The following is a 13,080-nucleotide window of genomic DNA, read 5'->3' as shown; positions in this document are numbered from 1 at the left end:
TATTCCGATGAACGACCTTCTGAAACTGACCATCCGCCAACTTGCAGGCCTCTACGCCGCCAGGAAACTCTCACCGTCCGAATACTGGCTGGCGGTCGAGGCGCGCGTTGCGGTCTTCGAGCCGCATGTGCAGGCGCTTTATCTCTACGATCCGGAAAACGCGCGCGAGCAGGCTGCGGCCTCCACCGCGCGCTGGATGAAGAGCAAGACGCTCGGGCCTCTCGACGGCATTCCGGTGACGCTGAAGGAACTGATCGCCACCAAGGGCCAGCCGGTGCCGCTCGGAACCGCGGCGGTGGAACTCCTGCCGGCGACGGAGGATGCTCCGATCGCCGGCCGTATGAGGGAAGACGGCGCGGTGATCTTCGCCAAGACGACATGCCCCGATTACGGCATGCTTTCCTCCGGCCTTTCGAGCTTCCATCACCTGAGCCGCAATCCCTGGAACCTGACGCAGAACCCGGGCGGATCGAGTGCCGGCGCGGCCGCAGCCGGCGCGGCGGGTTTCGGGCCGCTTCATATCGGCACGGATATCGGCGGCTCGGTGCGCCTGCCGGCCGGCTGGACCGGGCTTTTCGGCTTCAAACCCAGCCAGGGCCGCATTCCGGTCGATCCCTATTATGTCGGCCGCTGCGCAGGCCCCATGACCCGCACGGTGGAGGACGCGGCAATCTCCATGGCGACACTGTCGCGTCCGGACTGGCGCGATGGCACGTCGCTGCCGCCCAACGATTTCGACTGGCTCGATTCCGCCATCGACGTGAAGGGCATGAAGATCGGCCTGATGCTCGACGCCGGGGTTGGCTTAGCCGTCGACGAGGACGTCCGAGAGGCTGTCACTGCCGCGGCGAAGCGCTTCGAGGAGGCGGGTGCGATCGTCATTCCGGTCGGGCCGGTCATCACCCGCCAGATGCTGGACGGGCTCGACAATTTCTGGCGCGCCCGTTTCTGGGGCGATATCGAGAAGATGCCGGAAGAGCGGCGGGCGCTGATCCTGCCCTATATCTACGAATGGGCGAAAGGCGGCGCGCATGTCTCCGGCGTCGAGGCGGTGCGCGGTTTCAACCAGACGATCGAGATGCGCAAGACCTGTGGCAAGCTCTTTACTACGGTCGATGCGGTGATCTCTCCCACCAATCCGATCGTCTCCTATCCGGCGGAATGGGCCTCCCCCACTAACGACCCGGCTTTGCCTTTCGAGCATATCGGCTTCACGGTGCCGTGGAACATGTCGGAACAGCCGGCCTCGTCCATCAATTGCGGCTTCTCGAAATCCGGCATGCCGATCGGGCTGCAGATCGTCGGCCCACGCTATGACGACCTCCTCGTGCTCAAGCTGTCGCGTGCCTTCGAGCAATGGACCGGCGGGATCAGCCAGTGGCCGGAGCCGCCGGAGGCAGTCGTATAGCCTCTTTGTCCTCTTTCGGCCTTCCGTCTCCGAACGGTATCGCGGAACAATCACGCCTTTGCCGCGTTCAATTCGCGCAACCTGAAACGGGTTTGCAGGTCTGCGCGCTCGCCATGCGCTTGTCGAGGAGGTTGAAGATGAGAGGCATATCCCTGTGGCCTTGGGTATCCCGAGCCCTTGATCGACGTCTCGCCGTCCACGTCATTTGATTTTCCGCAAAGCCGGCCGTCTGCCTGCATGCTTCAAAAGAACAGATAAACCCAGGAGATCGATATGCCCACTGCCAATCCGACCAGTGAATTCGCCCGCGGCGGTAACGGCCAGAACTCGGCCTCATCGAAGGAGATCGAAGCTCAGCTCCAGCAGTTGCGCGAGGATATTGCCTCTCTTGCCAAGACCGTGGCTGCTGTGGGAAATGAAAAGGCCAGTGAATACAAAGGCAAGGCCCGCCGCGCCGCGCATGAGGCGGCTGATGCGTCGATGCACATGGTGGAAGCTGCGCGCGAGCAGGCCGTCTCGCTGGAGCGCGACCTGGAACGCCAGATCCGCACGAACCCTATCCAGTCCGTCGCCATCGCCGCAGGCGTGGGTTTCCTGTTCGCGCTGATGATGCGGCGCTCATGATGGCAGGATTAGGCCCCCTTTTGGCCTCGCTCGTCGCGATGGATGTCGCGGCGTTCGCGCGTCGGCTCAAGCGAAACGCGATCCTCTACGCTTTCATGCTGGTTTTTCTGCTGACGGCCTATGTGCTGGCAGTCGCCGCACTCGCGGTCTATCTCGGCCAGATGTGGGGATTGCCGATGGCATTGCTTGCCGTGGCGGGTGGGGCGCTTGTCCTGGCGCTCATCATTCTCCTCTGGGTGATGATGGAAAACCGGGCGGAAGAGAGGCGCAAGCGCGAGGCCGCGGCGGCAAGCAGCAACAAGGCGCTGATGGTGACCGCGGCGATCTCGGCCCTGCCGCTCGTCATGAAATCGCGGCCGCTCCTGCTTGTCGGGGTTGCGGCCGGCCTCGGATTCCTGCTTACCCGCAACATGGGGATGGCGAGCCGCGATACGGACGAACCTGCCGAATGATCTTAAAGCGTGTCGCGATCTCTCAGATTCATCCGGCACGCTCTAAGTTCTTGTTTTCACGCATGTCGTTTTCGCAAAACCGCTGCATACTTTGGCGCGACACGCATTAGATGAACGGTCGCTTGCCCTCCTTGGGCGGCCGCCATTCGGCGACGTGGTAGAGCCTTTCCGTGTCAAGCACCTCGCAGCCGCGGTCGAGCCAGCGGATGAGCCCTTGTTGGACCAGTCTGCGCAGCGTCTTGTTCGTGTGGACAAGCGAGAAGCCCAGCGTGTCGGCTACGTGCTGCTGCGTCAACGGCAAGATGAAGGGTCTATCAGCCGGCGGAGCGGCGACCGATTTTACCCGCGCATCCAGAAATGCGAAGAGATAGGCCGCACGCTCGCGGGCGCTGCGGCGGCCTATGCTGAGAAGATGTTCATCAAGCATGGATTCTTCCCGGGCAGCCAGCCAGGTAATGTCGTAGGCAAGCGAGGGGTGATGGCGGAAGAGCTTCGGAAGCTTGTCCCGTTCGAAGATGCAGAGCGTCATCCGCGTCAGCGCCTCGATCGAGTGCTGCATCTCCTCCATGAGGTGGCCCTGCAGTCCGATCAGATCGCCTGGCAGCACGTAATTGAGGATCTGACGGCGCCCATCCTCCAGGATCTTATATCGGAAACCCCAGCCGGACAGCACGGTATAGAGTTGCGGGTTGCGTTCTCCTTCCACCATGATCGACATACCCTGCGCGGCGGACACTTCACCCGTCTTGAAGTCATGCACGAAGCCAAGTTCCTCCGAGGAGAAATCACGAAAGCTCCGACATTGGCGCAGAGGGCACTGATCGCAGCTAACGCGCGGAAGAATGGCGGGTGTGGACGTGGCCATGGGACTCCATGAAGACAGGGCGGATGAACCATAGCTTGGCGTTTTCTTCCCGTCTGTGTCTTTTTTAAATGACGCGCTCTTCGTTCAATGATCTAGGGCGTTTTTGCACTCGAATGAGAGCGACGCTTTTGCGAATTCTTATCATTGATTTGGAATATCTCGTTGCTATGGGCGCTGAACGCATTCTCGGCAGCGCGATGACCTGTGAAATTCAAATTGCCATGCCACGCGATTACCCGCCGGTTCTGGAAGGCCGCAATTTCGATGTCGTTCTGGCCGATTCCAGCCTTGGGCAAAATCCCGACGAGGCGCACCGGCTGCGCGCAAGCGGCGCTGGCATCGTGTTTTCCACTTTGGTGGACGAGGAACTGGCCGGGCTTCCAACCTGGCCCGGCACTGCCGTCGTGGCAAAGCCCTTCGACGAACAGCAATTGGTCGAGGCTGTGAGGAATGCCGCTCGGGTGAACGGCATTCCGGATGACAGGGCCTAGCTGCCGAAAGCGCGGGCCGTAATCGCAGCATCGCCTGGATCGGGGCCATAATCGCCTTCGCCGGAAACCCCCAAGAGTTCCTGGAGACGGCCGCGAGCGCGGGAAACGCGGCTCTTGATCGTGCCGACGGCGCAGCCGCAGATTGCGGCGGCTTCCTCATAGGCGAAGCCTGCGGCGCCTACGAGGATGATCGCCTCGCGCTGGTCGTCCGGCAGCTTGTCGAGCGCCTTGCGGAAGTCCTGCAGATCGAGCCGGCCGTATTGTTCGGGATGCACCGAGAAGCGTTCACTGAACAGGCCGTCGCTATCCTGCACTTCGCGACCGCGCTTGCGCATCTGACTGTAGAATTCGTTGCGTAGAATGGTGAACAGCCAGGCCCGCATGTTCGTGCCGGCCGTGAAGCTCGACTGGTTGGCCCAGGCCTTCATGATCGTATCCTGCACGAGATCGTCCGCCTTGTCGTGCCGGCCTGTCAGAGATACTGCAAAAGCGCGCAGATTGGGCAGCGATGCAAGAAGGTCGCGCTTAAAGCCGCGATCGTCGCTCTCTTTCTCCCTGCTCATTTTACATTCACCGGCTTTGCGCTCTTCTCGGCCTGTTCAAGACGTTCCAACAGTTCGAGAAAACGATCCGGAATCCCTTCTTCCTGTACTGCGTCGTAGAATTCGCGCAGCTTTCGAGAAATGGATGCGTTCGGAGGTACCGCTCCAGGTCTGACTTCTTGGGATTGAATTGTTGTCATCTCGTCTTTTTTTCTGTTGTCGTCTTCGTCACTCATCACGCAGGCCTGTTACGATATTGCTGGGCGGAAAATTCACGATAGTAAAAAAAGTTCCCATCTTGCGGAACTTTTTTTGCATGATCACGTTCATAACAGGTCAATTGCCGCTGGGCATCAGGGGAGATTTTGTATGTCACTAACTACACGCGTTGCGACCCACCTTCCATATTTGCGCCGATATGCACGCGCCGTCACCGGGTCGCAGACCTCGGGAGACGCCTATGTTGCTGCGGTCCTGGAAGCGTTGATCGCAGACGTTTCGATATTCCCGGAAACGTCCAAGGACCGTGTTTCGCTTTATAAACTCTTCGTCACGATTTTTGGTTCCACGAATATAGATATCCGACCGATGGAATCGCCCTTCGCATGGGAGCAGCGCGCAGCCGCCAATCTGGCTACCTTGCCTTCGCAGGCGCGGCATGCCTTCCTGCTGATCTCGGTGGAGGGCTTTACGGTAGAAGAGGCCTCGGAAGTCCTGGACGTTAGTGTCGCGGAGGTAAACCGCCTGCTCGAGGAAGCGACCCGCGAAATCTCGCGTCAGGTCGCGACCGATATCATGATCATAGAGGACGAACCGCTGATCGCGCTCGATATCGAGCAGATGGTGCAGGATCTCGGCCATCGTGTCGTCGGCATCGCACGCACGCACAGGGAGGCCGTCTCGCTCTTCCAGTCGTCGCATCCGAAGATGGTGCTGGCCGATATCCAGCTTGCCGACGGCAGTTCCGGCATCGACGCCGTCAATGAGATCCTGAAATCCTCCAGCGTGCCGGTGATCTTCATCACCGCCTTCCCGGAACGTCTTTTGACCGGCGAACGTCCGGAGCCCGCCTTCCTCGTCACCAAGCCGTTCAATCCAGACATGGTGAAGGCGCTGATCAGCCAGGCCCTGTTCTTCAACGAGGCAGTCAAGGCGGCTGCCTGATTCATCTCTGCAGAAGCGGTCGGGAACGAACGCAGCAGGATGGCGTTTGGCATGCATCCGAGAAGGAGGAAAATATGCGATATCATGCTCTGTCGTGTTCCTGCTCCTGGCTGCCGCGGCCAGCTTCGATCGAGCTGCAGGTGCGTGGGCAATATCGCCCAGGTTCCGTTCTTTCTGTTCCCACCTATGCTGATGCCCTGTCGGGTTGTTCCGGCATCTGTGACAATCTATAAATGACAAGAGATCATAAACCGGGCGTCCCTTCGGCGGACGCCCGTTTTTTCCCGAGAGCCCGCAGAGGGAGTGAGAAATTGGTGCATCCCCTGACATGGCAGCAAGCTGGTCAGAGTGATGACAAGTTGCGTGAATTTTTCATGCCCGCGCTCGTCGATCTGGGGGCGAGCGTGATCATCCAGGATTCTCACCGCAACTATCTCTTCGTTACCAATCTTCCGGACATCTGGGCCAACGAGCACTTCTCGACGCCGAGCGATCTCAGCCTGTTCGGCGAGGAGGTTGCAGCCAAGCTGGGCACCCTCAAGGAAGGGATCATCAAGCCAGGCAACAAGGGGCATATCGAGATCGCCGTCGGCACCGAGCAGATCTACGAGTTCCGCGTGCAGGCGGTGGAATTGGCCAAGGGCGGCGTGCATCTGGTCACGACCATCATCGACCGGTCCGAGGAACGGCATCGGGAGCGACTGCTCAGGGCATTGCTCAGGGAAGTCAGCCACCGCTCCAAGAACCTGCTTGCGATCATCCAAAGCATCGCGCTGCAGACGGCCCGCTATTCCGGCTCGCTCGAGCTTTTCCTGCACAAGTTCCGCGGCAGGCTTTATTCGCTCTCGCAATCCCAGGACCTGATCACCGATTCCAGCTGGCGGGGTGCCTATTTCTTCGAACTGGTACAGCAGCAGACGGAAAAATACCTGCCCGAAAACACGCACCTCGTGCGCGTGAATGGTGACAACGTGCTGCTTACGCCGAATGCCTCGCTTCATCTCGGCCTTGCCCTGCACGAGCTGATCGTCAATGCGGTGAGCCACGGTTCGTTGCTCCGCAACGGCCGCGTCATCAATGTCACCTGCGCCCGCACCCAGCTCAACGGTCATGACGCGCTGGAAATCACCTGGGACGAGGCGCTGGAAATCAGCCGGAAATCCGATGAGGACGAAGAAGAGGCGCTCAAATCGCATTTCGGCAGCACGGTGCTGGAGCGCGTCGTGCCTGCCTCCGTCAACGGCAAGGCTCAATACGTCATTTCACGTGACAGGATCAGCTATCAGCTGGTCTTCCCGCTGGAAAGCGGTGGAGAGTGAAGCGAATAGGGAGTAGCGAATAGCGGATAGTCTTTGCGGCAACTGGTCCGTATTCGCGACAAAACGCTTCCTTTTCACGACCCGTTGGTCTGCGAATCGGAGAATATTCATTCGCTATTCGCTATTCGCTATTCGCTATTCGCTATTCGCTATTCGCTATTCGCTATTCGCTATTCGCTATTCGCTATTCGCTATTCGCTATTCGCTATTCGCTATTCGCTATTCGCCAAAACTGAGCTGGCCCGGTTCCGATTGACGGAGCCGAGCCAGTTCGTCTCTTCGAGGGGGATTGAAGAGTCTGTCCGAAGGCTTTTGTAGGGCGGGGGACGGGGGGGTCGCCTTCGAACAATGCTATAACGAGCCTTCTTGAAATAGGTTCCGAAGGTTCGGGAAAAAATTTTTTAGTGCCTGTGGAGCCAGTCTTCCACCTCGCGATCGGCCTCTTCCTGTGCCTTGCCGTAGCGTTCCTGGATCTTTCCGGCAAGCTGCTTCCTGTTGCCTGCGATCACGTCGAGGTCGTCGCCGGTCAGCTTGCCCCACTGGCTCTGGACCTTGCCCTTGAACTGCTCCCAATTGCCTTCAACCTGATTCCAGTTCATCTGCCTCATCTCCTTCTTCGTTCTTCGAGCGACATCCGCTCTCGGAATCAAACGACGCAGAGGCTTATGGGTTCCAGGGACAGCGGAAAGCAAAATGGCGGCCGGAGCCGCCATTTTCAAAACCTGGATAGGATCAGGCGCTTCAAAGCTCAGTGCTTCAGGGCCCTCGGATCGAGCGCGTCGCGGATCGCATCGCCCATATAGTTGACGCTGAGTACGGTGAGAGAAATCGCCAGACCCGGCCAGAGAACGCGCGACGGCGTCAGTTGCAGGAAATTGGCGCCGTCGAAGAGCAGGCGGCCCCAGGTCGGGAAATCCGAGGGAAAGCCGAGGCCCAGGAAGCTCAGCGCCGATTCCGTGATGATCGCGGAAGCGATGCCAAGCGTCGCCGAGACCATAATGGAGCTCAGGACGTTCGGCAGGATATGCTTGATGATGATCCGGAATTCCCGCATGCCGCTCGATTTCGCCGCCAGGATGAACTCCTGGCTTTTGACGGCGAGCACATCGCCGCGGACGATACGGGCGGTGTGCATCCAGCTCGTGATCCCGATCACGAAGACGATCAGGATGAAGATGCCGGTCTCCGGGCCGAAGGTCGCGCGGAGCGTATCGCGGAAGAGCATCAGTATGACGAGCAGCAACGGTAACAGCGGCAGCGCCAGGAAGAGGTCGGTGATGCGCATCAGCGGCCCGTCGAGCCTCCGGAAATAACCGGAGAGCACGCCGACCAGCGTTCCGAGGAAGAGGGCAAGCAGCATGGCCGTCACGCCGACGGCGAGCGAGATGCGACCGCCGGCAAGCACCTGGGCAAGCATGTCCTTGCCGAGATTGTCGGTGCCGAAAGGATGAGCGAGCGACGGCCACTGGTTCTTGTCGCGGATGTTGATCGCATTCGGCGCCACCCGATGGATATACGGGCCGATGACGACTGCGAGCAGGATGAAGACGAAAATCACCAGCCCGGCGACGCCGCCCCGATGGGCGCGGAACTGGTGCCAGATGTCGCCGAAGGCGGATCGGACGGGCGTCGCCGCCTTGACCGGCGGTGTGGCTGTTATGGTCGCATCAGTCATAACGGATCCTCGGGTCAAGAATGCCGTAAAGCACGTCGGCGATGAGATTGAAGAGTACGATCAGCACGGCGAAGATGAAGGTCAACGTTTGTACGAGCGGAATGTCAGCACCCTGTACGGCAGTGATCAGAAGCTGGCCCAGCCCATTCACGCGAAAGATCTGCTCGGTGATGATGGCGCCCGAAAAGATCGTCGGTACCCCAAGGGCAATGACCGTGACGACCGGGATCAGGCTGTTGCGCAGCACATGAACGAGCAGCACCGTCTTTTCCTTGACGCCCTTGGCTCGCGCCGTGCGCACATAGTCCTGATGCAGGTTGTCCAGCATCGATGCTCGCACGAAACGCGTGATCTGGGCTGCGTTATAGAGCGCCAGGACCGCCACCGGCAGCGCCATCTGCTTCACCTGCGCGATGAAGGTCGAGAAGTCCGTGACCCTCAGGTTCGTGTCATAGACGGACGGAAACCATTGCAGGTAGGAGGAGAAGATGACAATGAGCAGCACGCCTGTGAAGAAGGTCGGTACGGAATAACCCACCATCGCCAGGAAGGTGCCGATCTGGTCGATGATCGAATATTGCTTGTAGGCGGAGATGACGCCGATCGGAATGGCGATCAGCACGCCGAACAGATAGGCGAGGCCGACGACCCAGAGCGTCTGCGGCAGGCGCTGGACGATCAGGTCGACCACCGGGCTTCGGGTCGCCCAGGACAGAACCCGCATGCGATCACCGTCGCCGACCTGCCAGCCGGTCAGGCTTTCAAAAATATTGAGCGGTTCGTTGATGAAGAATTGCTGCAGCCATTTCAGGTAGCGGATGGCGAAAGGCTGATCCAGTCCGAGCGAGGCGCGGATCTGCTCGCGGACCTCCGGCGGGATCGTCAGCGGCAGGTCGCCGGTCGGATCGCTGGGCGCGAGGTCCAGCAGTGCGAAGATGACGAAGCTGATAATCAGCAGGGTCGGGATTGCGAAAAGCAATCGCCGCAAAGTGTATGTGAACATGGAAACCTCTCCGGACTAGCGCGGGAGAAAAATGCGGCCGCCGGGCCTGCTCCAGGCAGGCCCGGCGATCGTCATTACTTCTTGCGCGACCAGTCGGCGGCGTTCCACAGTTCGGAGTCCCAGGCATTCATCTTCACGCCGTCAAGCGAGACCGAATGCGAGGAGACCTGACCGCGGTAGATGAGAGGAATGTGGGCACCTTCCTCGGTCAGCATGTCGTTGGCCTTCTTGGAAAGCTCGATCCGCTTTTCGATGTCGGCCGTCTTGGAGAGCTCGGCAACCAGCTTGTCGTATTCCGGGTTGCAGTAGCGGGGGATGTTCTGCCCCTGCCAGCCATTCTCCGGGCTCGGAACCTTGTCGCAGAGCCATTCCGCCAGATATTTTTCCGGGTCGGTGCCGTCGAAGTTGTTGGTGTACATTTCGACGTCCGCATAGAACTTCTGGAACGTGTCCGGGCTTGCCGGATCGCCGCCGAAGAAGACCGAGGCGCTGACGTTGCGCAGTTCGGCGTCCACGCCGATCTGCGACCACATGTCCTTCACCAGTTCCTGGGTCGCCTGGCGGACCGAGTTGGTGGAGGTCGAGTAGAGGAACGACAGGCGCACACCGTCCTTGGCGCGGATGCCGTCGCCGCCTTTCTTCCAGCCTGCCTCGTCGAGCAGCTTGTTGGCGCCTTCGACGTCCTGCGTCAGGCACCAGTCATTGGCCGTGGAGGCGTAGGCTTCCGGTCCGGGAACGATATTGCAGGTGGGGCGGCCGGCCTCCCCATAGCCCGCCTCATCGATGATGTTACGGTCGATCGCCATGGAAAGAGCGCGGCGCACGGCCGGATCCTTCAGGGCCGGATGCGGGCCGGCCTCCTTGGTGGAGCGCTTGTCGCCGAGCTTCGGATCGGGGTTGTACCAGTTCAGGTTGATACGCTCGACCTGCGTGCCGAACGCCGTTACCAGTTCGCCCTTGCCGGCCTTCAGCATGGTGGCGAGAACCTCCGGTTCGACCTGCATGTTCCAGCCGTAGTCAAACTCGCCGGTCTCCAGCACAGCGCGGGCGGCCGATGCGGCATCTCCGCCGCCTTTGAGGGTGACGGTCGCGAAGGCCGGCTTGGCCGGGTCGCGATAGTTGGGGTTCGCTGCATAGGTGATGACGTCGTTCGGCTTGAAATCCTTCACGACGAACGGGCCGGTGCCAATCGGGCCGAAGTTGGCCGAGGTGCAGCCCGGAGCCTTGGCGCCGACGCAGTTTTCGAACTGCTTCTTTTGGATCACCGGCGACTGAGCGCCGACGAACGCGCTATAGGGGTAGTATTTGGGCTCGCTGAAGGTGATCTTGACCGTATGCGGATCGACTGCCTCCACGCTTGTCACGCCTTCATACTGGGCTTTCTGGGCGCAGCCGCCATCCGGAGCGACGCAATATTTCCAGGTGAAGACGACATCGTCGGCTGTGAACGGAGTTCCGTCGGACCATTTCACGTCCGGCTTCAGCTTCCAGGTCATGCTCATCATGTCCTTGGAGACGCCGCCGTTTTCGACTGTCGGAATCTCGGTCACGAGCCATGGAGCAAGTTCGCCCTTCTCGTCGTAGCGGGCCAGCGGCTCGATGACCATCGAGGACGAATAGACCTCTTTGGTGCCGCCGGAAAGATACGGGTTGAGGGTCGAGACCGCCTGCCAGAACAGAATCTTGAGATCCCCGTCGGTACCGCGCTCCGCATGAGCGGCAGAGCCGGCGAAAGCAAGCGCGGCAACTGTGCCGGCCAGAAGGAGTTTGAGGTTTTTCATGCTGCTATTCCCCTTGATCATTCTTTTATGAGTTGTGTTTTGCGGCTCGCCGGTCACGCCGGCTTGTAATGCCACGGGATTGCGAAGTCATTTCATAACGCATTGACTTCGCACGATGTTTCTCTCTTCATCCTCCTCAAATGCTGGCTTAGGAACAAGTTGCATCGTGTCGCCTCAGGCGAACGTGACCAAATTTTGGGCCATCTAAGCATAGGCCTATTTTCCGTTCAAGCGGGAAAATTGAAGCTTGCAAAAACCCATCTTCACGTCGCAATATCCGCCCCGGCCAGACCATAAACAGTTAAAAACACGATGGGGAATTATATGCCGGTTATCAATCGCGTCGCCGAAATGCAGGATCAGGTTGCCGAATGGCGGCGTCATCTGCACCAGAATCCGGAGCTGCTCTACGACGTTCACGAGACGTCCAAATTCGTCACCGAAAAGCTCAGATCCTTCGGCTGCGACATGGTCGAAGCCGGCATCGGCAAGACCGGGGTCGTCGGCATCATCAAAGGCAGCCAGGGCGAAGGTCCGGTGATCGGCTTCCGCGCCGACATGGATGCATTGCCGATCTTCGAGACGAGCGGCAAACCCTGGGCTTCGAAGACGCCGGGCAAGGCGCATTCCTGCGGCCATGATGGCCATACCGCGATGCTGCTGGGTGCCGCGCAATATCTTGCCGAAACCCGGAATTTCAAAGGCTCGATCGCGGTGATCTTCCAGCCGGCGGAAGAGGGGGGCGCAGGCGCGCTGGCGATGATCAATGACGGCCTGATGGAAAAGTTCGGCATCGAGGAAGTCTACGGCATGCACAACGAACCGCGCCTGCCGGTCGGGCATTTCGCGATCGGCAAGGGCGGCGTCATGGCGGCCGCCGACACATTCGAGATTACCGTCCACGGCCGCGGCAGCCACGCCGCGCAGCCGCATCTGTCCATCGATCCGGTGCTTGTCTCCTCGCATATCGTACTGGCGCTGCAATCGCTCGTCTCACGCGAGACAGACCCGCTGAAATCGCTCGTCGTCACCGTTGCATCGATCCATGGCGGGGAGGCGAGCAACGTCATTCCGGCTTTCGTCAAGATGACCGGAACGGTGCGGACGCTGCTGCCGGAAACCCGCGATTTTGCGGAAAAGCGTCTCGTCGAAGTGGCACAGTCCACCGCAATCGCCCATGGCGCGACCGCCGAGATCGTCTATAACCGCGGTTACCCCGTCACCTTCAACCATGACGACGAGACCGATTTCGCGGTCCAGGTCGCCGGAAAGGTTGCCGGTTCGAAGTCCGTGCATGTCGGCGTGCCGCCCCATATGGGCGCGGAAGACTTTTCCTACATGCTGGAGAAGCGGCCCGGAGCCTTCATCTTCATCGGCAATGGCGAGACCGCCAGCCTTCACAACGCAGCTTATGACTTCAACGACGAGGCGATCCCCTATGGCGTCAGCTACTGGGTGACACTCGCCGAAACCGCGCTTGCCGCCTGATCCCGGTCAAAGGAGATTTCCATGCTGCTTTCGGGTAATTCGATGGAAGCGAGCGGCGGTTCGGTGACGCCGGTGCTGTCGGTGAAGAACCTTTCCACGTCGTTTCGTGTGAACGATGAATGGCGCACGGTGGTGCGCAACATTTCCTTTGACGTGGCGCCGCGCGAGACGGTGGCGATCGTCGGGGAGAGCGGCTCCGGCAAGAGCGTCACCTCGCTGTCGATCATGCGGCTTCTGCCGAAGAATTCCAGCCGTATCGAAGGCGAGG

15 protein-coding genes are annotated in these 13,080 nt (G+C 59.9%); 8 read left to right on the top strand and 7 right to left on the bottom strand.

The features are described 5' to 3' along the window. Nucleotides 1-7 precede the first annotated feature (7 nt). The 3 genes from ABK249_RS19450 to ABK249_RS19440 all read left to right on the top strand — a co-directional run bounded on the left by ABK249_RS19450 (nucleotide 8) and on the right by ABK249_RS19440 (nucleotide 2,484). Nucleotides 8-1,408, top strand: a complete 1,401-nt coding sequence (locus ABK249_RS19450; RefSeq protein WP_227703852.1) for an amidase — start codon at nucleotides 8-10, stop codon at nucleotides 1,406-1,408. Nucleotides 1,409-1,681: 273 nt separating this feature from the next. Beyond that, the gene (locus ABK249_RS19445) at nucleotides 1,682-2,032 is read left to right on the top strand and encodes an ElaB/YgaM/YqjD family protein (RefSeq protein ID WP_037154624.1); all 351 of its coding nucleotides are present in this window, start codon (nucleotides 1,682-1,684) and stop codon (nucleotides 2,030-2,032) included. After that, nucleotides 2,029-2,484 (top strand): hypothetical protein, encoded by a 456-nt coding sequence (locus ABK249_RS19440; protein WP_280107456.1) that lies wholly within the window; start codon nucleotides 2,029-2,031, stop codon nucleotides 2,482-2,484. Before ABK249_RS19445 ends, ABK249_RS19440 begins: the two co-directional genes overlap by 4 nt. A gap of 106 nt (nucleotides 2,485-2,590) precedes the next feature. Here the strand turns inward: ABK249_RS19440 and ABK249_RS19435 are convergent, their stop codons facing one another. Continuing rightward, nucleotides 2,591-3,349 (bottom strand): Crp/Fnr family transcriptional regulator, encoded by a 759-nt coding sequence (locus ABK249_RS19435; protein WP_348863714.1) that lies wholly within the window; start codon nucleotides 3,347-3,349, stop codon nucleotides 2,591-2,593. Nucleotides 3,350-3,516: 167 nt separating this feature from the next. On the opposite strand from ABK249_RS19435, the gene ABK249_RS19430 reads away from it, so the two are divergent. Next, nucleotides 3,517-3,840: a hypothetical protein gene (locus ABK249_RS19430; protein ID WP_227703849.1), complete on the top strand. Its 324-nt coding sequence runs from the start codon at nucleotides 3,517-3,519 to the stop codon at nucleotides 3,838-3,840. Here ABK249_RS19430 and ABK249_RS19425 read toward each other — a convergent pair. Continuing rightward, complete coding sequence (locus ABK249_RS19425) at nucleotides 3,837-4,403, bottom strand: RNA polymerase sigma factor (RefSeq protein WP_037154611.1); 567 nt, start codon at nucleotides 4,401-4,403, stop codon at nucleotides 3,837-3,839. The genes ABK249_RS19430 and ABK249_RS19425 overlap by 4 nt on opposite strands. Then, on the bottom strand, nucleotides 4,400-4,582 hold the full coding sequence (locus tag ABK249_RS19420) for a NepR family anti-sigma factor (RefSeq protein WP_037154745.1): 183 nt from the start codon (nucleotides 4,580-4,582) through the stop codon (nucleotides 4,400-4,402). The genes ABK249_RS19425 and ABK249_RS19420 overlap by 4 nt, the downstream gene beginning before the upstream one ends. Nucleotides 4,583-4,751: 169 nt before the next feature. Between ABK249_RS19420 and ABK249_RS19415 the strand changes: the two genes are divergently transcribed. Both ABK249_RS19415 and ABK249_RS19410 read left to right on the top strand, forming a co-directional pair. Continuing rightward, nucleotides 4,752-5,546, top strand: a complete 795-nt coding sequence (locus ABK249_RS19415; RefSeq protein ID WP_037154607.1) for a response regulator — start codon at nucleotides 4,752-4,754, stop codon at nucleotides 5,544-5,546. A gap of 374 nt (nucleotides 5,547-5,920) precedes the next feature. Beyond that, nucleotides 5,921-6,865 carry a sensor histidine kinase gene (locus ABK249_RS19410; protein WP_227703848.1) on the top strand — a complete coding sequence of 315 codons (945 nt, stop codon included), beginning with the start codon at nucleotides 5,921-5,923 and terminating at the stop codon, nucleotides 6,863-6,865. A 401-nt stretch (nucleotides 6,866-7,266) separates the two neighbouring features. On the opposite strand, the gene ABK249_RS19405 is transcribed toward ABK249_RS19410, so the two are convergent. The 4 genes from ABK249_RS19405 to ABK249_RS19390 all read right to left on the bottom strand — a co-directional run bounded on the left by ABK249_RS19405 (nucleotide 7,267) and on the right by ABK249_RS19390 (nucleotide 11,324). Continuing rightward, nucleotides 7,267-7,464 carry a CsbD family protein gene (locus ABK249_RS19405; RefSeq protein ID WP_037154602.1) on the bottom strand — a complete coding sequence of 66 codons (198 nt, stop codon included), beginning with the start codon at nucleotides 7,462-7,464 and terminating at the stop codon, nucleotides 7,267-7,269. Nucleotides 7,465-7,613: 149 nt separating this feature from the next. After that, nucleotides 7,614-8,540, bottom strand: coding sequence for an ABC transporter permease (locus tag ABK249_RS19400; protein ID WP_037154599.1), 927 nt, complete (start codon nucleotides 8,538-8,540; stop codon nucleotides 7,614-7,616). After that, nucleotides 8,533-9,543 (bottom strand): ABC transporter permease, encoded by a 1,011-nt coding sequence (locus tag ABK249_RS19395; RefSeq protein ID WP_037154596.1) that lies wholly within the window; start codon nucleotides 9,541-9,543, stop codon nucleotides 8,533-8,535. Before ABK249_RS19395 ends, ABK249_RS19400 begins: the two co-directional genes overlap by 8 nt. 74 nt (nucleotides 9,544-9,617) lie before the next feature. Then, on the bottom strand, nucleotides 9,618-11,324 hold the full coding sequence (locus ABK249_RS19390) for a peptide ABC transporter substrate-binding protein (protein WP_227703847.1): 1,707 nt from the start codon (nucleotides 11,322-11,324) through the stop codon (nucleotides 9,618-9,620). Nucleotides 11,325-11,648: 324 nt separating this feature from the next. Here ABK249_RS19390 and ABK249_RS19385 point away from each other — a divergent pair, with 324 nt between their 5' ends. Together ABK249_RS19385 and ABK249_RS19380 are read left to right on the top strand one after the other, a co-directional pair. After that, on the top strand, nucleotides 11,649-12,812 hold the full coding sequence (locus ABK249_RS19385) for a M20 aminoacylase family protein (RefSeq protein ID WP_227703846.1): 1,164 nt from the start codon (nucleotides 11,649-11,651) through the stop codon (nucleotides 12,810-12,812). Nucleotides 12,813-12,833: 21 nt separating this feature from the next. After that, on the top strand, nucleotides 12,834-13,080 hold a 247-nt coding region (locus ABK249_RS19380), incomplete at its 3' end, for an ATP-binding cassette domain-containing protein (protein ID WP_348863713.1).

The sequence above is a fragment of the Neorhizobium phenanthreniclasticum genome (assembly GCF_040066075.1).
Taxonomy (GTDB): domain Bacteria; phylum Pseudomonadota; class Alphaproteobacteria; order Rhizobiales; family Rhizobiaceae; genus Neorhizobium; species Neorhizobium petrolearium.
Note: the sequence above shows the minus strand (reverse complement) of the source record. Positions and strands in the feature narration are given on the sequence as shown.

Bases quoted from the DNA above. Each gene is read 5' to 3' on its own strand.
- ABK249_RS19450 (WP_227703852.1), top strand. From the start codon at position 8: ATGAACGACCTTCTGAAACTGACCATCCGCCAACTTGCAGGCCTCTAC.
- ABK249_RS19445 (WP_037154624.1), top strand. From the start codon at position 1,682: ATGCCCACTGCCAATCCGACCAGTGAATTCGCCCGCGGCGGTAACGGC.
- ABK249_RS19440 (WP_280107456.1), top strand. From the start codon at position 2,029: ATGATGGCAGGATTAGGCCCCCTTTTGGCCTCGCTCGTCGCGATGGAT.
- ABK249_RS19435 (WP_348863714.1), bottom strand. From the start codon at position 3,349: ATGGCCACGTCCACACCCGCCATTCTTCCGCGCGTTAGCTGCGATCAG.
- ABK249_RS19430 (WP_227703849.1), top strand. From the start codon at position 3,517: ATGGGCGCTGAACGCATTCTCGGCAGCGCGATGACCTGTGAAATTCAA.
- ABK249_RS19425 (WP_037154611.1), bottom strand. From the start codon at position 4,403: ATGAGCAGGGAGAAAGAGAGCGACGATCGCGGCTTTAAGCGCGACCTT.
- ABK249_RS19420 (WP_037154745.1), bottom strand. From the start codon at position 4,582: ATGACAACAATTCAATCCCAAGAAGTCAGACCTGGAGCGGTACCTCCG.
- ABK249_RS19415 (WP_037154607.1), top strand. From the start codon at position 4,752: ATGTCACTAACTACACGCGTTGCGACCCACCTTCCATATTTGCGCCGA.
- ABK249_RS19410 (WP_227703848.1), top strand. From the start codon at position 5,921: ATGCCCGCGCTCGTCGATCTGGGGGCGAGCGTGATCATCCAGGATTCT.
- ABK249_RS19405 (WP_037154602.1), bottom strand. From the start codon at position 7,464: ATGAACTGGAATCAGGTTGAAGGCAATTGGGAGCAGTTCAAGGGCAAG.
- ABK249_RS19400 (WP_037154599.1), bottom strand. From the start codon at position 8,540: ATGACTGATGCGACCATAACAGCCACACCGCCGGTCAAGGCGGCGACG.
- ABK249_RS19395 (WP_037154596.1), bottom strand. From the start codon at position 9,543: ATGTTCACATACACTTTGCGGCGATTGCTTTTCGCAATCCCGACCCTG.
- ABK249_RS19390 (WP_227703847.1), bottom strand. From the start codon at position 11,324: ATGAAAAACCTCAAACTCCTTCTGGCCGGCACAGTTGCCGCGCTTGCT.
- ABK249_RS19385 (WP_227703846.1), top strand. From the start codon at position 11,649: ATGCCGGTTATCAATCGCGTCGCCGAAATGCAGGATCAGGTTGCCGAA.